21 protein-coding genes are annotated in these 21376 nt (G+C 25.2%); 5 read left to right on the forward strand and 16 right to left on the reverse strand.

What is annotated here, in order from left to right; all coding sequences use genetic code 11:
• Nucleotides 1-71: 71 nt before the first annotated feature.
• On the forward strand, nt 72-803 hold the full coding sequence (gene pflA / locus CSGHG_RS08500) for a pyruvate formate-lyase-activating protein (protein ID WP_010294165.1): 732 nt from the start codon (nt 72-74) through the stop codon (nt 801-803).
• 212 nt (nt 804-1015) lie between these two features.
• A complete protein-coding gene (locus CSGHG_RS08505; RefSeq protein ID WP_010294167.1) occupies nt 1016-1492 on the forward strand; it encodes a hypothetical protein in 477 nt (158 codons plus the stop codon).
• A 21-nt stretch (nt 1493-1513) separates the two neighbouring features.
• On the opposite strand, the gene CSGHG_RS08510 is transcribed toward CSGHG_RS08505, so the two are convergent.
• The 3 genes from CSGHG_RS08510 to CSGHG_RS23160 all read right to left on the reverse strand — a co-directional run bounded on the left by CSGHG_RS08510 (nt 1514) and on the right by CSGHG_RS23160 (nt 4639).
• On the reverse strand, nt 1514-2770 hold the full coding sequence (locus CSGHG_RS08510; protein WP_010294169.1) for an aminopeptidase P family protein: 1257 nt from the start codon (nt 2768-2770) through the stop codon (nt 1514-1516).
• Nucleotides 2771-2948: 178 nt separating this feature from the next.
• Nucleotides 2949-4370: a tetratricopeptide repeat protein gene (locus tag CSGHG_RS08515; RefSeq protein WP_010294171.1), complete on the reverse strand. Its 1422-nt coding sequence runs from the start codon at nt 4368-4370 to the stop codon at nt 2949-2951.
• 107 nt (nt 4371-4477) lie between these two features.
• Nucleotides 4478-4639: a hypothetical protein gene (locus CSGHG_RS23160; protein ID WP_155844750.1), complete on the reverse strand. Its 162-nt coding sequence runs from the start codon at nt 4637-4639 to the stop codon at nt 4478-4480.
• A gap of 316 nt (nt 4640-4955) precedes the next feature.
• Here CSGHG_RS23160 and CSGHG_RS08525 point away from each other — a divergent pair, with 316 nt between their 5' ends.
• Both CSGHG_RS08525 and CSGHG_RS08530 read left to right on the forward strand, forming a co-directional pair.
• A complete protein-coding gene (locus CSGHG_RS08525) occupies nt 4956-6314 on the forward strand; it encodes a Mur ligase family protein (protein ID WP_026022278.1) in 1359 nt (452 codons plus the stop codon).
• 14 nt (nt 6315-6328) lie between these two features.
• Complete coding sequence (locus CSGHG_RS08530; RefSeq protein ID WP_010294175.1) at nt 6329-7060, forward strand: type 1 glutamine amidotransferase; 732 nt, start codon at nt 6329-6331, stop codon at nt 7058-7060.
• Nucleotides 7061-7102: 42 nt separating this feature from the next.
• Here the strand turns inward: CSGHG_RS08530 and CSGHG_RS08535 are convergent, their stop codons facing one another.
• The 13 genes from CSGHG_RS08535 to CSGHG_RS08595 form a co-directional block, all read right to left on the reverse strand.
• Entirely contained in the window at nt 7103-8383 is a 1281-nt protein-coding gene (locus CSGHG_RS08535; RefSeq protein WP_010294178.1) for a helix-turn-helix domain-containing protein, read from the reverse strand.
• Between the two features lie 15 nt (nt 8384-8398).
• Nucleotides 8399-9700, reverse strand: coding sequence for a helix-turn-helix domain-containing protein (locus tag CSGHG_RS08540; protein ID WP_010294181.1), 1302 nt, complete (start codon nt 9698-9700; stop codon nt 8399-8401).
• A 527-nt stretch (nt 9701-10227) separates the two neighbouring features.
• Nucleotides 10228-10407 carry a hypothetical protein gene (locus CSGHG_RS08545; RefSeq protein ID WP_026022279.1) on the reverse strand — a complete coding sequence of 60 codons (180 nt, stop codon included), beginning with the start codon at nt 10405-10407 and terminating at the stop codon, nt 10228-10230.
• A gap of 140 nt (nt 10408-10547) precedes the next feature.
• Nucleotides 10548-10853, reverse strand: a complete 306-nt coding sequence (locus tag CSGHG_RS08550) for a rhodanese-like domain-containing protein (protein ID WP_010294183.1) — start codon at nt 10851-10853, stop codon at nt 10548-10550.
• Between the two features lie 25 nt (nt 10854-10878).
• Entirely contained in the window at nt 10879-11847 is a 969-nt protein-coding gene (locus tag CSGHG_RS08555) for a ribonuclease H1 domain-containing protein (protein ID WP_010294185.1), read from the reverse strand.
• A 48-nt stretch (nt 11848-11895) separates the two neighbouring features.
• Nucleotides 11896-12957, reverse strand: coding sequence for an HD-GYP domain-containing protein (locus CSGHG_RS08560; protein ID WP_010294188.1), 1062 nt, complete (start codon nt 12955-12957; stop codon nt 11896-11898).
• A gap of 111 nt (nt 12958-13068) precedes the next feature.
• Complete coding sequence (locus tag CSGHG_RS08565; protein WP_010294190.1) at nt 13069-13719, reverse strand: rhomboid family intramembrane serine protease; 651 nt, start codon at nt 13717-13719, stop codon at nt 13069-13071.
• Nucleotides 13720-13788: 69 nt separating this feature from the next.
• Nucleotides 13789-14847, reverse strand: a complete 1059-nt coding sequence (locus CSGHG_RS08570; RefSeq protein ID WP_010294192.1) for an HD-GYP domain-containing protein — start codon at nt 14845-14847, stop codon at nt 13789-13791.
• Between the two features lie 33 nt (nt 14848-14880).
• Entirely contained in the window at nt 14881-15273 is a 393-nt protein-coding gene (locus CSGHG_RS08575; RefSeq protein WP_010294193.1) for a DUF6762 family protein, read from the reverse strand.
• A 436-nt stretch (nt 15274-15709) separates the two neighbouring features.
• Complete coding sequence (locus CSGHG_RS08580; RefSeq protein WP_010294196.1) at nt 15710-16135, reverse strand: Fur family transcriptional regulator; 426 nt, start codon at nt 16133-16135, stop codon at nt 15710-15712.
• 371 nt (nt 16136-16506) lie between these two features.
• Nucleotides 16507-17685 (reverse strand): NupC/NupG family nucleoside CNT transporter, encoded by a 1179-nt coding sequence (locus CSGHG_RS08585; protein WP_010294198.1) that lies wholly within the window; start codon nt 17683-17685, stop codon nt 16507-16509.
• 252 nt (nt 17686-17937) lie between these two features.
• A complete protein-coding gene (locus CSGHG_RS08590; RefSeq protein WP_010294200.1) occupies nt 17938-19398 on the reverse strand; it encodes an aminoacyl-histidine dipeptidase in 1461 nt (486 codons plus the stop codon).
• 15 nt (nt 19399-19413) lie between these two features.
• Nucleotides 19414-19962 carry a manganese efflux pump gene (locus tag CSGHG_RS08595; RefSeq protein ID WP_010294202.1) on the reverse strand — a complete coding sequence of 183 codons (549 nt, stop codon included), beginning with the start codon at nt 19960-19962 and terminating at the stop codon, nt 19414-19416.
• 320 nt (nt 19963-20282) lie between these two features.
• Between CSGHG_RS08595 and CSGHG_RS08600 the strand changes: the two genes are divergently transcribed.
• Complete coding sequence (locus CSGHG_RS08600) at nt 20283-21221, forward strand: magnesium transporter CorA family protein (RefSeq protein ID WP_010294204.1); 939 nt, start codon at nt 20283-20285, stop codon at nt 21219-21221.
• Nucleotides 21222-21376: the final 155 nt, after the last annotated feature.

A 21376-nucleotide genomic window follows, 5' to 3' on the forward strand; every position in this document is an offset into this window, starting at 1 on the left:
CTAATAATTTTTTTAATATATCTTAATAAGACATATAAAACTAATAAAGCCTTATAAGGAGAAGAATAATTATGGTAAAAGGAAAAATTCATTCAATCGAAAGTATGGGACTTGTTGATGGTCCAGGTATAAGAGTTGTAGTATTTATGCAAGGTTGTAAATTAAGATGTGCTTATTGTCATAATCCAGACACATGGACTTTAAATAGTGGAGAAGAAATGACTGCTGATGATTTAGTAGCTAAAGTTGAAAGATTTAAACCATTTTTCCAAAGATCTGGTGGTGGCATTACATTTTCCGGAGGAGACCCTCTAGTTCAACCAGAGTTCTTGCTAGAAGCTCTAAAAAAATGTAAAGCTAAAGGAATACATACAACAATAGACACTGCTGGATATGGCGATGGAAATTATGAAGAAATTTTAAAGTATACTGATTTAGTTTTACTTGATTTAAAACATGAAAATAGTGATGGATATTTAACCTTAACTGGATCTAATACTGAAGGGGTTAATTTATTTATAAAAGCACTTAAAAATAGTGATTGTAGAGTTTGGATAAGACATGTTGTAGTTCCTGGATATACTGATTCCATAGAACACATGGATAAATTAGCTAAAATAATAAATGAGGAAATACCTAATGTAGACAGAATAGATCTTTTACCTTATCACCTTCTTGGAGTGAATAAGTATGAAGTATTAGGTATAAAATATAAACTTGAGGGTGTTCCCCCAATGGATAAAGAAAGAAATACTGAATTACAAAATTACTTGATTTCTAAAGTGAATTTCGATAAAAAATAAAGAAGCATATGCTTCTTTATTTTTTATTTTAATTACTGATTTAAGTTTTCCACATTATCAACAGTTTTATCCACATTTTGGTAATATTTTTTAATATTTTATAATATAATATATATTTACTTATTTTATTCTTTATGAGATAATGATATAAATATGGACTGTTTTTTGAATAATCACATAATTTATTTCTACATTTAAGGGGGATTTTATTAATGAGAAATAATTCTAAAGACTTCGAAGATTTTCTTGAGGCTAGAAAAATACCGATGAATAAAGGAATGAATATAGATAATGTAACTATTTTTTCTTTTCCGGAAAAATTAAATATAAATGGTGTTGAAAGACCAGTTTTAGGTGGCGGAGTTGAAAAAAGAGCTGTTATTTCATTAACGGATGATGATACCTTAGCTGATATTTATATATTTCATATCACAAGTATCCCACAAGAAGATAACAAAATTGAACTTTATAAGCTATTTAATGAATTAAATTCAACATATAAATATATATCATTTTATGAAAATGATAACGTAGTTAATGCTAAAGCTTGCATACCTTTTAATAATAATTTTAATGCAGAAATAGTTTTTGAAACATTAACTGTAATGTTCCATGCAATTGAAGAAGAATATGAAAAAATAAGATCTTCTATCAATTTAAAAAGTAAAATAATAAATTTAAAGCAATAAAAGGGAAGCTTTCCCTCCCTTTTATTGCTTATTTTCTGCCATGAATTCTTCAATTTCTTCTACTTCTTTTATTATATCTTTAGATAAATTAATACATCCTTCTTTAGTTATTAATAAGTCATCTTCTATTCTTACCCCTATTCCTTCTTCTTCTATATAAATCCCTGGTTCGTTTGTTATAACTGTACCTTCTTCTAAGACTCTGTCATATGATCCTACATCATGAGTATCTAACCCTAAGTAGTGTCCAATTGAATGAAAATAGTATTTTCTTACTTCTGATTTATCTTTTATTAGCCCTAATTTTACACACCCATTTCCAAGTTCATCCATAGCTACTTTTTCTAAATCAGACATTTTTATTCCTGCCTTAGCGGTGGCCTCCACCTTCTTCATTGCGCTTAATACTGCATTATAAACCTCCTTTTGTCTTTCTGTGAACTTACCATTAGCTGGAAAAGTACGCGAGATATCTCCATTATATAATTTGTATTGTGCCCCTAAATCTAACAATACCAAACTATTCTTTTCTATTTTACAATTATTTTCCACATAATGAAGTATAGTTCCATTTATACCTGAGCCTATAATAGTATCAAATGCAGTATGCCTTATTCCTCTTTTCCTTAATTCATAATCAAAATGTGCTTCTAATTCGCATTCTGATATTTCTTCTTTACTATTTTTAAATATAGAATATATACCTTCCTTAGTAATTTCTATAGCTTTTTTTATCAATTCTATTTCTTCTGGTTTTTTAACAACTCTCAATTCTGCTATTTTACCATATACATTTTTCACTTTAAGATAAGGATATTTTTTCATAAGTTCTATAGCAAATTCATTTGATTTCGTAGGCATTGAATCATATTCTCTTTTTTCTAAATCTAAATAAACTGTTTCATAACAACAACTAGTTACACGACCTATTCTAGAAAAATCTTCTTTAAATTGATCATTATATTTAACATTTTCTATTCCTGTTATTTCTTTGCTTTCTTCTATAGTAGGTTTTTTACCTATCCATTTAATCATTTCTGGGTCTTGTCTTTCAATATAAAAATGTTCTATGATTTTACCATTTTCTTTTAACACCATATAGATTGCATTTTCTCTTTCAAAACCAGTAATATAATAAAAGTTTCTACTAGGTTCAAATCTATATTTATAATCTGCCGATTTAAAGGGAGAATCTCCTGAAAATAATACTGTTATTGAATTATCACTTAATCCACCTAAAAGTTCTTTCCTATTTCTTTTAAAAAATTCTTTATTCATTTTAACCTCCAAATACAAAATATAATTTTCAAAATATACTTTATATTTAATTATAACACTATGTATTCCTTAAATTAACAGAAAATTATTTATTTTGTTAATCATTGTATTTATTTAACAAAAAGCATCTTAAAATAAACTCCTTTATTTTAAGATGCTTTTCTTAAATTTTAATTAGTTAATAAAACATAACAAAATCCGGTATTTCTATAACTTCATTTTCTTTCCCTTTTTCATATTTTTTCTTCAAGTCCGTTATTTTATTATAATTTTCCGTTATTGTTTTTATTGTATACTCATCATGCTCTTCTTTTAAACTTTTAAAGGATTTTTCTATATTTTCAAAGGATTTTTCAATATTTCCTTCTACAGTGATATAATAGCATCCTAAGTTGTTTAATGTTAATATATTAGTTTTATCTAATTCATAAGCTATATTAATTTCTTTTATAGCCTCATCTTGCATTTTTGCTATAACATAAGTGGTTCCTAATGTTCTATGATATTTTATATTCTTACTATCCTTTTTAATACATTTATTTAACATCTCTATAGCCTCATTATAATTATGATTAGATAAATATACCAATGCTGTCTGATATTTAAGTTCTAAATCATCTTCATTAAATATCTGAGCTATTTTAAAGTGTTTTAAAGCATTAACACTATTATTCATACTATACAAGTTATAATAACCATTACTAACATATGTTAAAGAATTATAAGGTGAATAATACAGTGCATAATGCAAATATGGAATTGCTTTATTAGGCTCACCTTTCATCTCTAATATGTCCGGAGCCAACTTGGTGTATAATGGTAAATAGTTTTTATTTTGTTTTATTGCAATTTTAAAATATTTAATTGCCTTTTCTATATCATTTTTACTTAACCAATAACAAGATGTTAAATAGTTCACTTTATAATCATCGCTATGATTATTTAATAAGTCAGAAATTATATCCCATTCTTTATCTAGTTGGTTTTTATTATTTAAAAGTTCTACCATTAATAATTGAGGGATTATAAAGTTATTTTCTAATTTCGTACTTCCTATCTCATTTAATAATTCTTCACCTTTATTTAAATCAACATTTGATACATATATTTTAGTCAATGCTAACTTATAAAATAGTTCACTATCATTTTCATTTGCTAAATCAATAAGCTCATTTAAAATGTTTTTATTAGACATATATGCTTCATATGTACTATCATATATTTTCATCTCATTTTTATCTAACTCATAAGCTTTAATTAACGTTGAATACGCAGCTTTTGAATCATTCATTTGAAAATACATCATAGCCTTATCACAAAGTTCAGATGCTGTAAAATTTTTAGTAGCATAACTATCTAATATTTTTTTTGCATTTGTCCCATCTCCATGAAATAAGTATATAGCAAAAGCTATTCTTTTTATCTCATTATTTTCAGGATACATATCTAACGCTTCTTTTACATGTTGATAAATTTTTGTATAGTCATCTTCATTAATTCTATTTTCAACAAATTTTTCTTTTAAATTTAAAAATTCATTATTTAATAAAATTGAGTGAGCTTCTCCATTTTTATCTTCTTTTTCCATTGAAATTTTCATGTATTTTTCTGCATTTTCATTATCATCTTGTAGTAAATATAACTCACTTATTTTTGCTGGCCAAATTGCTGATCTTTTATCAGTTTTATTTATTGACTCATAAACTTTTATGGATTCTTCAAAGTTAGATGAATAAAAATATTCATTTCCTTTTTCACTATATTTTTTAAATCGGTTTTATTTTTTAAAATTAATACGATTAATATAGCTAATAGGCCTATTATAGCAACGAGTAGCATATTTTTATTGCCATATAGCTTTTTACTCATAAAAAACCTCCTTATAAACATTAAATCAACATTATTTTACCAAAGCTACATAAAAAAATCCACTTGTTTAACTTTCCATAATAATGCATCAGTTATGTTTTTATTCTTTTTTTGATTCTTATTAAATATTTTCAAAAACTTCGTAGTATAGAAAAGCTTTTTATAAAATGTTATAATACTCGTATATATAATTTAATTATCAATTATTAGTATTTTATTTTAAAATTTCACATTTTATTATTTACATATTTTTTAAAATAGTATATTCTAAAAGACAAATATAATTTGTAATCTAAAGATAATTTAAGTTAAGGGAGTGTTGAAAATTAAGATTAATTCTTTTTTAAGTATAATTACAGCGAAAACCGCTAAATTTCTTTCTAAATTGCTTTCTAAAGGTGGTTCAAACTTTCCAGGGGCAGTTGCATTAAAGTTTGACAAACATATTTTAAAAACAGTGGCTAAGGACTATACTGTTATACTAGTTACTGGCACAAATGGTAAAACAACTACTACTAATATGATTTATAACATAATAAAAGGTGATAACAATCATGTTATAACTAATAGTACAGGTGCTAACATGGTTGCTGGAATTACATCTTGTTTTATTGATAATTATAAATTTTTTAAAAACAATAAAGGTAAATATGCTGTTATCGAAGTTGATGAAGCTTATGTGCCAATAGTAACTGAAGATGTTAAACCTAAAATTATAACTGTAACTAATCTATTTAGAGATCAATTAGATAGATACGGTGAAATCCATACTACATTTTCTAAAATATTTAACGGTGTTGAGAAGACCCCTAATACTACTTTAGTATTAAATGGTGATGAATCTCTCTTTGGAAAATTAGATGTGAAAAATACCGTTGTTTATTATGGTTTTGAAATTCCTATAAATAAAGATACAACTATTTCTATGAACTCCGATAATAAATTTTGTAAATGTTGTAAGTCACCTTATAAATATGAATTTGTAACTTATAATCATTTAGGATATTACTACTGTGAAAATTGCGGATATAAACGTCCTGAACTAAAATATAAAGTTGAAGAAGTGTTAGATTTAAGTCCAAAGGGCTCTACAGTTATTGTAAACAATAATCAACTTACTATAAATCAAGCTGGAGAATATAATATTTATAATGGTCTATGTGCTTATTCTATAGGAAAAGAATTAGGTATAGCTGATAAAGTTATATTTTCTTCCCTTGAAAATCAATCTACAAGCTTTGGAAGACAAGAAACAATAAACATAGATGGAAAAGAAGTTAAAATAATTTTAGTTAAAAATCCTGCTGGATATGATCAAGCAGTAAATACAATAATGTTAGACAAAAAGAAAATTAATCTTGCTTTATTGCTTAATGATAAATATGCAGATGGTCGAGATGTTTCTTGGATATGGGATGTAAACTTTGAAAAATTAAATGAATTAGCTATAAATAATATCTTAATTTCTGGAACTAGATTATATGACATGGCTGTAAGATTAAAAATAGCTGGATTTGATACTAATAAATTTACATTATGCGATGATGGAGATACATTAATAGAACATATAAAATCTTCAGATACTGAAACTACTTATATTTTAGCTACTTACACAGCTATGCTTAATATAAGAAAAACTCTTCATAGCAAAGGTTATATCGATAAAATATGGTAAGGCAAGGTGATTTAATGGAACTAAATATATGTCATTTATATCCTGATTTATTGAATGTTTATGGTGATGTTGGTAATGTTTTAATTTTAAAGCATAGAGCTAATGAAAGAAACATAAAAGTTAACATAATAAATGTTTCTGTTGGAGATGAATTTGATGAAGATAAATATGATATAGTATTTTTTGGCGGCGGTCAGGACTATGAACAATCAATTGTATCCAACGATTTAATTAATTATAAAAAAGATAGCATTAAGTCTTATATAGAAAATGGTAAAGTATTCTTATGTATTTGTGGTGGCTATCAACTTTTAGGTAAATATTATACAACACCTGAAGGTGAAAAATTAGAAGGTCTAGGTGCTCTAGATATATATACAGAAGCTGGTAATACTAGATTTATAGGCAATACAGTTATATATAATGAAGAATTTGATGAAACCTATGTAGGATTTGAGAATCACTCAGGAAGAACTTATACAAATGGATTAAAACCGCTTGGTTCAGTAAAAGCTGGTTATGGTAATAATGGTGATGATAAAAAAGAAGGTTGCATCTATAAAAACACATATTGCACTTACTTCCATGGTAGTTTATTATCAAAAAATCCTGAACTTGCAGACAGACTACTTAAAATTGCTTTAGATAATAAATATAAAGATGCAGAGGTAGCTTTAACAAAATTAGATGATACTTTCGAAATTAAAGCTAAAAAATTTATTATTGATAGAGAATTAAATAAATAATAAAAAGCTATGAAATTAATTTAATTTCATAGCTTTTTCTAATTAAATTTTTTTCTCTAATTGCATTGCTAAATTTAAAAATTTTATTGCTTCTGACACTTCTCCTAACTTATGATACATATTTCCCATTTGCAAATATCGTTTGTATATTTTATCTTTATACCCACACTTCAATAACGCATCTAATGATAAATTCATATATGTTTCTGAAGCAGCATAGTCCCCTTCTAATTGCAATAATATAGCTTTATAATAATATGCACTCTCTATAAATTTAGAACTATCTAAGTTTATAGCATAAGTTAAAAGTTCATTTGAAACTTCTTTTGCCAATCCTAACATTTTATTTTCAATTAATGCTTCTAAATTTGCTATCAAAAATATACATAACTTTTCTTTATTCTCTCTTGGAAATATTTTCAAACTTTCCCTAATACAATTTTCTCCTAAATCTATTTTTTTATTTCTTATTAAAACCTCTCCAAAATTATGCAAACAACTAGCATATTTCTCACAATCATTTTTGTAAAGCTTAAAAACTTTATTTTTATATGCCTCAAATTCATCATAATTTTCTAAATGTAATGCTAATAAACTACATAAATTATATATTGCTCCTTCAATTTTTTCATTTTCGCAATACTTAATCATAGATTTTAATTCTTCACAAATTTCTGATGCCTTTTCATATTCACCTAGCATCATATACGCTGAGCCTTCATTATAAGTTGTTCTTATAAGTTCTAGTTTATCTTCTACATTTAATTCTTTTAATCTATTTCTTACACTATTATAATAACTTATAGCTTGTCTTTGTTCTCCATTTAGAGATAAATACACACCTACATCAACATAATATTTTAGTTGATATAATTCATTGTGCGCTCTTTTACAAAAATCATAATATCGTGGTATAAGTTTTCTTAATTCATCAAAGTTACGTTTAAATATATGCGCAGAAAAAAATAAATGCATTATTTCGCAACATAACTCATAATAAGAATATTTTTCAGCATACTCTAAATTATATTCAACATCGTCAAAATAATCATCATAATAACTATTAGTTTCTTTACATCTTCGAAAAACTTCAACATTGTCTACTAATTGTTTTTTTACATCATGCTTTAAATAATTAATATCTAATTCTAATTTTTCGCTTATATATTCCAATATCCAGTCTTCAGCATCTACTTTATTATTTTCTATACAACTCATTTTAGAAACTGAAATTTTTTCTTCACAAATTTCTTTTAAAGTTAACCCTTTATATATTCTTGACCTTTTTATTTTTTCTCCTATAGATAATATTTCTGATGTCATCTTCTCACCTACTCACTAATTCTCTAAAAAATTTAATTCATTTAAAACTTTTATACCATCATTTAAGCATTTTTCAGCTTCATTTTCTCGACCATTATCCACATAAAATTTTCCTAATATTAAAGATATTTCTGCATATTCTTTTAAGAAGTTTAATTTCTTTACATAATTAAGAGTTTGAATTAATGTATTTTCTGCGCTTTCTAATTTTCCCTCTAATAATTCTACCTTATATTTTAATAAGTAGTAATCACATAAAGATTTTTCCTCACCCTTTTCTATGTGCATTAATATTTCATCTAAAGTTTCTTTTGCTTTAGTTTCATTTTTTAATTTTATATAATTATCACAAATATTGCATAGTGTTTCTATTATTTTAGAATCCTTAGTCTTTTCTCTCATATCTTTTGCTCTATATAAATGATCAAAAGATTGTTCTAAACTATTGAAATCTGAAAATATCTTTCCTAAATTATTTTCTATTTTTGAAAAGTAATAATTATCCTTTAGCCCGCTAAATATTTTTAAACTATACTCTGAATATTTAATAGCCTCATTAATATTGTTATTTTCACAATATTGTTGTGCTAACTCTAACATTTTTTTACCATACTTTTTCTTATTATCTAAATTTTTAAATGTTTCTTCAGCTCTTAAAGCATATTCATAAGACTTGTCCATTTCTCCTATTTTAAAGTATGTCAATGATATATAATAATTAATCTCTCCAATTAAAAAATCATCACCTATATTACTATCTTCATATACCTTTTCTGCCTGTTGAAAATAACTATAAGCTGAATGATACGCCTTTAACTCTAAAGTTATTTTACCTAATAATATGAATGTAGCTATTATGTTATCTACTGAATTATTTTTTATAAAAATATTGTTTGAAGTAAGCAAATCCTCTTGAGCTTTATCATATTCACCCTTTTTAGTATGAATTAGGCCTTTTAAATATAAATTTTTTCCTTTTTGCATTTCTAATTTATATTCTTCTGCATATTTTATAGATATTTCTATATGATTTTGAGCCTCTTCTAATTCTCCAATTAATATTTTAGACTCAGCTATATTTTCATAATAGGTACATATTTTTTGAGCTTGTGTTTCCTCTGTTTCCATTAAATACTCTACTGTTACATCTAAAGCACTTGCTAAATATTCTAATAAATCCATACTTGGATTAGACTTTCCTGATTCTACTAAACTTATTTGCCCTGCAGTTATTCTATCCCCTGCTAAGTTCTTTAATGTTAAATCTAGCTGTTTTCTTCTAAGTTTAACTTTCTCTCCCAAAGATAATATCTTCATAAATCACGCACCCTTTACAAGTAATTTATTATTGTTAATTGACCATTATTAACATAATTTTTAGTTATTTTATATCAATTTTATAATTTATTGAATTTTATAAATTTTCATATTTAATTATAACATATGTATAAAAGATTTCCTAAGAATATATAGAAATTTTAACAATTTTTGTAGATTTTCTGAACTTATTCTTTAAATTTATATTTTTATAAAGAAACATCTGATTTTTTCATAAAATTTATAGATAAATTATTATTTTATGAAATAAATATATTAAAAATAAAGTATTTATTACATAAAGTATTATAGTAACACAAAATATTGTATCCATTTTTAAGATTCTCAAATTAATTATACTAACTTTTTAGTTTTTTTTATATTTTTTTGCAAATTATAATTAAATTATAATTTATTTACTATATTTATTATTATAAACTATTTTATTAACTTTTTGTTAATATGCTTAAAATTAAAAATACTTTTAAATTTAAAATTTAAAAGTATTTTTACTAAATATGATATTTTTAATCCAATAATAACATAGCATTACTATAAAATGTATCAATCATACTTTTGGTAACTTTCATACATCTTTTTATTCTTCTCTTTGTTCTTCTATTTATATTAGGTTTCATAGATTCTATAGCTACCATAATCACTGTTGCAGTCAAAACCATTTTTGCCATCACTCTTATTAATTTCAATTTTATCCCTCCTAAAAAATTTAATACATATTAAATCTAATAGTACTATTTTGTACAATTTTATCAAATTAATTCCTAGATAAATAAAATTTAAAATTAATAATATCCTAGTTCATTAAATCCAGTATAAATTAATAACTTTATGTAATGTCTAATTGGCAATTTTTATACTCTTCAAATCCGCCTTTTAAATTTTTCACATTGAATCCTTTATCTAAAAGAAAAAGTGTTGCTCCGATACTAACTTTTCCACTATTGCAATAAACTATAATTTCCTTATTCATATCTAAATCGTCCATCTCTATTGCTAAATTAGACATGGGAATATTTACAGCTCCTTCAATATGACCTTCATTATATTGAACTTTGCTTCTAACATCTAATATAACTATATTTTCTCCATTAATTATTTTTTCCATCAACTTTTTTAAATCTATATTATTCATGTATTCCCATCCCCTTATAACTTTATTATTCATTATCTAATTTAGCAAATTCTATTAGTAAATCAATTAACTCTTGTTTTTTTAACCTATTAAGTTTTGACTTTAATTTATCTTCACCTAAATTAAAATAATTTTCTTTTATTTCATTTTTTCTAACTTTTAACTCATTTTTATCCAACACATCGATTAGATTTTCTATTTCCACCTTATTTTCTTTAGATGATTCTTTAATATTTTTCACGTTGGAATAATACTTTTCATTAACTATTCCTTTTAATTTTACTTCCTCTTCTACTCCATTTACAACTATTTCATTTTCTTTTATATATTTATTTACTGCATCAGTTAATGGCACTCCAATTGCTTTTTTAGCTATGCTATCAGTTATTTCATTGTATATATCCCCTGTATGACTATCAACTTTTACAAATATAATTTCTATTTTATCTTCATTAATATATTTGTTTATAGTTTCATAGTACTTTTTAGACGATACATCTTTTCTTTCCCAGGTGCCTAATGCATGATGATATATTCCCTCATAATCATGAAATATAACTATTTTTTTCTCTCCCTTTGATTTAGCATATTCAACTGCTTGTATAGTAGCCTTTAATTCTCCTGCAATTTGTCTTATTTGTTTTTGAGATGTATCATTTGATGCACCACTTTCCATATATTCTATAACATCATCCTTAACTGCTACTAAACCATAAGAAAACTTTTCATTACTTGAATTATAACTTCCGTCTACATATATATGTAATATATCCATTGGGTAATTATCTAAACCTTTTTTTAAAAGTCTTTTATCATTACTCAAATAATCTTTTGCTTCTTGTAATATTTCAAAACTCTTATACTGCGCTCCCTTTACCCCTTTTATTAACCTTGAACATTCATTCCAATTATCTACTATGATATTTTTCACTTCACAATTTTTCAAGTTATCATATCCATGTTTAATTGCATATACTTTTTTTACTTTTGCCATATTCTAGCTCCTTACTTATAACATTTTCTATATGTTATTTTAATATATTTAAATAAAAGCTCCAATAATAATTACATCAGTTTTCTTTAATAAATTTATTTCATAATAACTTCCTAACATTTTTTCATTATTGTCACACATAACTCTTATTATTGGTCTATCCGGAAACCCCTGGTTTTGTCTTACTACAAATCCGCTATAACCATTAGAAAGTTTTACTCTACAACCTAAAGGATAAATAGAAAATACATTTTTAAATTTCTTAACAACCTCTTTATCAAAACTTGTTCCTGATCCTGATAATATCATTTCATAAGCATCTGCTGGATTAAATTTTTTTCTATAACTTCTATCACTAGTCAGCGCATCAAACACATCACAAACTGCTGTTATTTTGCTGTATATACTTATTTGTTCATCTTTTAACCCATATGGATATCCTGATCCATCTATTTTTTCATGATGTTCTAATATAACCCTTAGAGCTGAATTGGATATATTGAAACTTTTTTTTATAGCTTCTCCACCATATATAGGATGCTTTTTTATTTCATCAAATTCTTCCTTTGTTAATGGACCTTTTTTATCTATTATATTTATAGGAACCTTTACTTTTCCTATATCATGTAATGTGCTTCCTATAACTAATTCATTTAGCATATCCCTATTCATTCTAAATGCTAGCCCCATAAATGCAGCATTAGCACCTGTATCTACACTATGTAGCATAGTATAATTATCATGTGTCTTTATTTCATATAAACTCTTATTTATATCTTTCAATTCAACTATATAGTCTATCATTTCTTTAACACTTGCAACATATTCTTTGACATGTGTTTGGGTTAATGATCCCACATTTTTCATAACCTTCCCTAAACACTTAATTATATCTTGTTTTAACCCACACAACATTGTATCTTCTATTTCTATATCTTCTAACCTTTCATCTTTTACATATATATATATAACTCCTAAAGATTCAAGTCTACTTATATATTGATTTGTTAGTTTTACCCCTGATTTTAATAAAATTCTTCCACTTGTATCCAATATGCTTTTCCCTAATATTTCATTTTCTTTCACATTGGTTATTAACTCAAAACGCATACCATTCCCCTACTCATATTCATACATATTTAACAAATTTAAAATAGTAAAAGATAGCAGTAACTCTACTATCTTTTATTGTCTAATATATTATGTCTAACAATTATTTTATTATTGTTTTCTTAACTTTTTTCTCTCAATGATAATTATTAAAAAAGTTATTATAGCTCCAGCAATACCACCTGTCACATGAGCTGTTATATCTATATTGGGAACAAAAAAACCTATTAATAAATTTACAACTATTACTTCTGTTATTCCCCTCAATACAGTTTTTCCAAAGACTTTCTTATTTAAAAATACAATAATTAATAAAGAACCTAAAAGTCCAAATATAGCTCCAGACGCACCTACTGATATACCTATTCCAAGTTTTACATTAGCAACTACATAACTTCCATATGACGCAAAAATCAAAGATAAAATATATACTATTATAAATTTACCTTTTCCTAATACTTTTTCAACAATACTTCCTATAGCATTCAATGCAATCATATTTAATGTTAAATGTAATACTGATGCATGTAAAAATCCAGCAGTAAACAGTCTATAATATTCTCCGTTTTTAACCAAAAGGTTCACCATACCACCAAGTACAATAATTGCTCTTGTATCTATATTTAATATACCACCATGAAAATAATAAAAAGATGTAAATGCAGTGATAATATACATAATAATGTTTATCATTATTAAAAAATATGTTACACTAGGACCCTTTTTAAAATTTTCTAGGACCTGTTCCTTGTTTATTTTCATACACTCACTCCTAAATTTTGATATTATAGTCAACTCATTGTATAAATGTTTTTCAATAAAACATCATAACTAAACCACAGATACAATAACTAAATTTAGTTCTTTTAATAAATTAATTTCATAAAATTTAATTGGCATTCTTGTTTTATAATCATATAATATCCTAATAATTGGCCTATCAGGAAAATTTTCATTTTGTTTTATTACATACCCTTCTCTTCCATCAGATAATTTAACACAACTCCCTAATGGATAAACAGAAAATACCTTTCTAAAACATCTTACAACCTCTTCATCAAAACTTCTTCCAGAATCAGATAATATAAGTTCATACGCATCCTTAGGTGAAAATCTTTTTCTATAGCTCCTATCACTACTTACAGCATCATAAACATCGCATACAGATACAATTTTAGCTTTTTTATTTATTTGTAAATCTCTCAATCCATATGGATAACCTTTTCCATTAACTTTTTCATGATGTTGCTCTACGATTTTTAATGCACTTTCTGGTATAGCCATATTTTTTTCCAGAATTTCTATACCATATAATGGATGTTTTTTTATTTCTTCAAATTCTTTTGAAGTTAAGGGGCCTTTCTTATCTATTACTGATATTGGAACTTTTACTTTTCCAACATCATGAAGTATACCACCTACTACTAAATCATTTAATTCATTTTTTTTAAGGCCAATGCCAATTCCCATAAATGCCGCCATTACACCAGTATCTACACTATGTATCATAGTGTAGTTATCATAGGTCTTAACATCAAATAAACTTTTATTTATATCCCCATCATCTAATATATAATTAATTAAATCTGTCACTCTATTTAAATATTCTTTTGTGGTTGTCTTATTAAACATTCCTACATTGTTCATAACTTTATTCAAAGATTTGACTGTGTCTTGCTTTAATACATTTAATTTATAATCCTCAACATCCACATCATCTAATCTTTTATCTTCAATATATATATAATAAACTCCTAATTTTTCAAGATTCTTTATGTATCTCTTTGTCAATTTAACTCCAGACTTTAATAGTATTCTACCATCATTATCAAATACAGTTTTACCTAAAATCTCCGAGTCGGTTACATTTCCAATATACTCTAAACGCATCTTTCCCCTACCCTAACACCTTTAAATTTATTTTTAATCTATTTTTATATTTTTTATTTCATTAAAAGCCCTTTCCATTTCCTGTTTTATTAATAAACATATTGTTTCTAATTTTTCTTTTATTACTGTATGTTCTTCATCATATTGAAATTTAATTATCCATGTAGGGTTATATTCTTCATCATACACATCTATATTGAACCCTTTTTCTTCAAATTTATCTTCATTAAAAACATCATATATTGCTGTATATTCCCATTCTTCTACATCCTTTTGGGTATCAAAGTATAAATTTATTGCATCACCATCATAAAATAATTTAGTAACATATTCAGCTCCTTCTCCTACTTCATAACTTCCTAATTCCTTAACTAGATAATTTGTTTCTTTTTCTCTTTCCATAAGTACTAAAGATGAAAATTCCATTTAAAATACCTTCCTTTATGCATATTTTGTATTCTATTTAATATTATATTTAATGTAAAAATTATATTAGAGGTGATTTTTATACGTCTCAAATTTAATAAAAGCTATAAATTAAATAAATATATATTTATAACATTATTTTTAATTGTAATCCTAGTTCTTTCATTAACTATTTATAATAATTATTGTGAAAATAATTGCAAAGATATAAACTACGCCATAAAAAAATATACCACTAAAGGTCTGTTTAATAAATATAAACTATTCAAACTTGAAAGTTCCACTATAGAGTTTATAGACAATCATATTGCAATTGTTAAAGTAACTGGAATCATTAATAAAGCACCTTATAACATTGTTGAATATAAACTAGAACTTCAACTAAATAAAAATGGTATATGGAAGATAGTGCAATACTATCTTCCTTAAGTAATTTTTACTTTTTACTTATTTTATTGCATTCTTTACATATTCCATTTTTCACATCTATACATTGATCTGTAATTATTACACCTGTTTTTAATCTAATGTATTCTCTAAGCTTCGGCATAGGACATTCAATCTCAAAAGCTTTATTACATCTCTCACAAATTATAGTATGCATATGAATATCCTCTTGAATAGAATAAACATATATATTATTATCTAAAATATCCTTTTCAATTATATTTTTATTTACTAATACATCTAAATTTCTGTATACAGTTGATAAATCTATACCTATTAATGTTTTTCTAATATTCTCCCATATTTCATTAGCTGATAAACATTTATCTGATTTAAAAAGCAACTCTAATATACTAACTCTAGCCTTTGTAACTTTTAAATTCTTTTCTTTAAGATTTTTACATACATCCAACATATCACCTTAATTCTTTTTTAAATATATTATTTAAATAATATACTTACAATAATTATATCATTTTAGACATATTAAAAAAATAACAGTTGAAAATTTCCAATTATATTTGTGTAAATAAAAATTATCAATACCTTAATATATACTCTTAAACATACATTGCACAAAACTTCAAAGGTCATTAATGTATTATTTTACATTATATAAGGTTATAACTTATATTCATTAATATATTTTACACATCTTTCTCTAACTAAACAACAAATTCCATAATTATAAATTATTATGTTTCTTTCTAATAAAAAATATCAATAAAAAACTGTTTCAAAATAGAATTATATACTCTACTTTAAAACAGTTATTATTATATGTACTTATACTATCATTCCTATTATAGATGCAGTTATTAATGTAGATATAGTTCCCGAAAGCAACGCCCTTAATCCATTTCTTGTAACTTCTTCTCTTCTTTCAGGTGCTAAGATTGAAAATCCTCCAATTTGGATACCTATAGATGATAAATTAGCAAAATTGCATAATGCAACAGACAATACAGCTATAGTTCTTGGTGAAAGTGTATTTATTATAGCTGACATATCACTAAATGCAACAAATTCATTTACTGCCATCTTAGTCCCAATTAAAGAAGCAAAGCTTGCTGCTTCACTTGAAGGAATGTGAAACAATATACTTAACGGTCTTAATAAAAATCCTAATATAGATGTTATACTTAATCCCACAACTCCTAAAACACTATTTATTAATGCCATTAATCCTATAAAAGCTATAAGGCTAGCACCAACATTTAATGCTAATTGTAATCCTTGACCGGTTCCTTCACCTATCGCATCAAACACATTTTTTGCTGTACTGTTTTCTATTTTTACATCCTTAATCTCAATATCTTCTGCTTCTGGATATAATATTTTGGAAACCATAAGAGTACTGAAAGGAACAGAAAATATAGCTATAAGAAGATATTTCGAATCTATCCCCATCATAGAATATCCTCCAAGTATAGCTGCTGATGCACTGCCAAATCCAGCTGCCATTACAGCAAACAATTCAGATTTAGTCATAGATTTCAAGTAAGGTTTTATAAGTATAGGTGCTTCTGTACCACCTAAAAATATATTACCTACTGCATTGAAGCTTTCACCTAAAGTTGTACCCATAATTTTTGATACTGCTTTACCAATTATATTAACTATAATTGGTAGAATTTTAAGATAATATAATAAAGAAACTAGTGCTGAAGTAAATACTATTAGTCCTAATACATTAATGGCGAATACAAATCCTAAAGATAAATCTCCAAATACAAATTTTATTCCCTCAAATCCATTGTTAAATATACTATTTAGTCCATTTGCTATTGCCATTAAAATCTTTTGCCCTATTGACACTTTTAATACAAAAATTGCTAAAAACACTTGAACTAAAATCCCTGGAATAATTATTTTATATTTTATCGCTTTTCTATTATTTGAAAATAAAACAGCTAAACCTAATAATAAAATTATAGCAATTAATCCAAATAAAATATTTACCATAAAAATACCTCCTATATTTTTTAATAATTTATAAAACTCCACTAACTAAAAAAGATAATAGTTTAAACCATTATCTTTTTTAATTAAAAGTTAGAATTTTAATAATGAAATTCTAACTTATTTTATCACAAAAAAGTTTATTAACCTTATTTTAAAATTATTAAAAAATATAAGAAAAATTAAATTAAATTCAACATTTTCAATATTCAATTTTATCTTATATAAATACAATTTACTTTATATAAGTTATAATTATTTTGCTTCTTTTAATACTTCCACTAAGAAATTAAACATTCTTTCTGTTGAAGATATAATTAAATGTTCACCTGGTGTATGAACATCAAATATATTTGGGCCAAAAGAAATCTGGTCTAATTCTCCATTAAATTTATCTCCTATTAGTCCACATTCAAGCCCAGCATGTATTGCTGTTATCTCTGCTTCTTTATTAAACATTTCTTTATATACTTTTGTAAATATATTTCTTATTGCTGATTTTGATTTATATTGCCATTCTGGATAATCTGCTTGAAAATCAATAGTTCCACCTAACATTTCTGTTAAAACTATCATTTCATCACATATAGCTTTTTTTAATGATTTAACGGAACTTCTTACAGCGCTGTCAAATTTAACAGAGTTGTTTTCAGTTGTAACAACACCTACATTTGTTGAACTCTGAACAAGACCTTCTATAGCCATACTCATTGTTTTAACCCCATTAGGAATTAAAAATAACATTCTTAATACTTGCATTGTTGAATTTAAATCAAAAACTTTTTCTATATTTTCTTTAGCTTTTTCACAAGTTAATTCTATATCATCATCTATTCCTTGGAATTCATTTTTAAACACTTTAAGCCATTCTGAAACTTTAACTTGTATTTTAGATATATCTTCTTTAGAAACTTCTATAATTGCTTCTGCCTCTCTTGGAATAGCATTCATCTTAGCTCCACCATTTATATCAGCCAATTTGAAATCTATAATAGAATTTAAATCCATTAAAAATCTTCCTATTAATTTATTAGAATTTCCTCTTTCTTTATTAATCTCCATTCCAGAATGTCCGCCTTTTAATCCTTTTACAGATATTTTCAGCAATTCTTTCTCACTACATAATTCTTCTTTTTTAACTGGTATTGAAATATCTACTCTAACACCACCTGAACAACTTACTAAAAATTTACCTTCTTCTTCTGAATCTATATTTATAAGTGTTCTTCCATCTAAATTTTCAGGGTTTAAACTCATAGCACCGCCCATGCCAGTTTCTTCTTCTGTAGTTACTACTAATTCTATTGGTGGATGTTGTATTTCATTTGAATCTAATATTGCTAACCCAAAAGCTACTGCAATTCCATTATCAGCCCCCAATGTAGTTCCATCTGCCTTTAAAATATCTCCTTCAACAATAAAAGCAATAGGGTCTTTTTCAAAATCATGTTCTGTAGATTTATTTTTTTCACAAACCATATCCATATGACCTTGAAGTATTATTCCTTTTGAATTCTCATATCCTTTTGTAGCTGGTTTTTTAATTATTATATTTAGAGCATCATCTTGAATAACTTCTAAATTTCTCTCTTTTGCAAATTTTACAAGCCAATCACTTACTGCTTTTTCATTACCAGACCCTCTTGGAATTTCATTCATTTCTTTAAAAAACTTAAATGCTGAATAAGATTTTAATCCTTTTAATTCATTAATCATTTTTTTCATCCTCTCTTATAAAAAAATCATCTTTAATCCAAATAAAATTAATATCACCCCACCTATATAGTTTGCATATTTACCTATTAAATTTATTCTGCCTAAATATTTTGAAATTATGAAGGATATTATACTCATAATTAAAGCAATGCTTCCAATAATTAAACTATATATCATTAAAATACCATAAGTAATATTTATTAAGGTTATAAAACCTACAACCATTGCATCTATACTCACTGATATTCCAATTATAAAGTATATTTTTCCACTTAGTAGTGGATATTCTCCTTGGTTTTCCATGCCCTCTTTAATCATCATTATACCAACTATAGCTATAACCATTCCACTTATAATAGTTGGTACTGTTATTATATTATCTGAAAAAGTTTTTCCAAGGCTTCCACCTATAAAAGAAAATAAGAACTGAAAGAACCCAAAGGATAATGTTAAACAGCATTTATCTTTCATTTCTACCTTCTCATTTAAACCAATTCCAAATGCTACTGCTGATGCATCTAATCCAACAGCAATGGCTATCCACACAAGTTGAATAATGCTCATCTAAGCCTCCATTTAATTAATTAGTAAACATGAAAAACTACGTATATAAGGCTCTGCTCTAAAGTTCTATTATATACCTTTATCACTCTAGAAATCTTTATATAAATAAAAAACTATATTAGTGACTAGTTTTTTATTATTCTTAATTTAAATAAAAATTTTAATTTATAATTTGTCCTTTAAACTTGTATCCCTATATACATATATATATATGTATATTTATTATAATAATAATTATTATGATTTATTGAGTAATTATTGTCAATAATATAATAAAAGTATATAATTTTCCTAGGCTCTTAATGATGAGGTGTTAATTTATGCTTTCAATTTACAAAAGTGAGCTTAGCGGTAATTTAAATAAAATAAATACTATTCAAAATGGATGCTGGATTAATATGATTAATCCAACTGATGAAGAAGCTCATTTTGTATCTAATAAACTTAATATTCCATTAGATTTTTTAAAAGCAGCGTTAGATGAAGAAGAAGGCTCTCGTATTGAAATTGAAGATGGTTGTATTTTAGTTATTATTGATATTCCTATTACTGATATAGATGATAACTCATTAACTTATGATACTTATCCTTTGGCAATCATACATTCAAAAGATAATATAGTAACTGTATCTCTTAAAGACAGTAATATAATATGTGATTTTGAAAAAGGAAAAATCCAATCTTTTTATTCCTTTAAACGTTCAAGATTTATGTTGCAAATTTTATTTAGAGCAGCTAAATATTTCTTATTATATTTAAGACAAATAAATAAAAAGAGCCTGTTAGTAGAAAAGAGTCTTTATAAATCAATAAGAAATAGGGAACTTTTTCAACTTTTATCTTTACAAAAATCACTAGTATATTTTTCAACATCTTTAAAATCTAATGAGGCTACATTACAAAAGTTACTTAAATTAGAAATGCTAAAAAAATATGATGAAGATACTGATTTATTAGAAGATGTAATAATAGAAACCCGTCAGGCAATTGAAATGTGTAACATATATAGTGATGTTTTAAGTAGTACCACAGAAACTTTTGCTTCTATTATTTCTAACAATCAAAATATGGTTATGAAATTTTTAACATCTGTTACAATTGTACTTTCTATACCAACTCTTATTTCTGGTGTATTTGGTATGAATGTTAGTGGAATTCCTTTCACTGATGGTAAATTTGGTTTTTTTATTACTGTATTAATAATATTAGTTATTACTGTATGTGTAGCACTACTTTTCAATAAAAAAGATATGTTTTAGTTAATTATAAGAGTTATTTATCCTTAAAATAATTAATTTTTAAAGATAAATAACTTTTATAACTTAAAAGCAGTTTAAATTATAAAAAGCTTTTGCTATAATTGGTATAATATCCTCTTACAAAATTACTTTTAAAATAATTATTTGAAAGCTTG

Origin of the sequence: Clostridium senegalense JC122, from assembly GCF_000285575.1 — a bacterium.
In the GTDB taxonomy this organism is placed as follows: Bacteria; Bacillota; Clostridia; order Clostridiales; family Clostridiaceae; genus Clostridium_J; species Clostridium_J senegalense.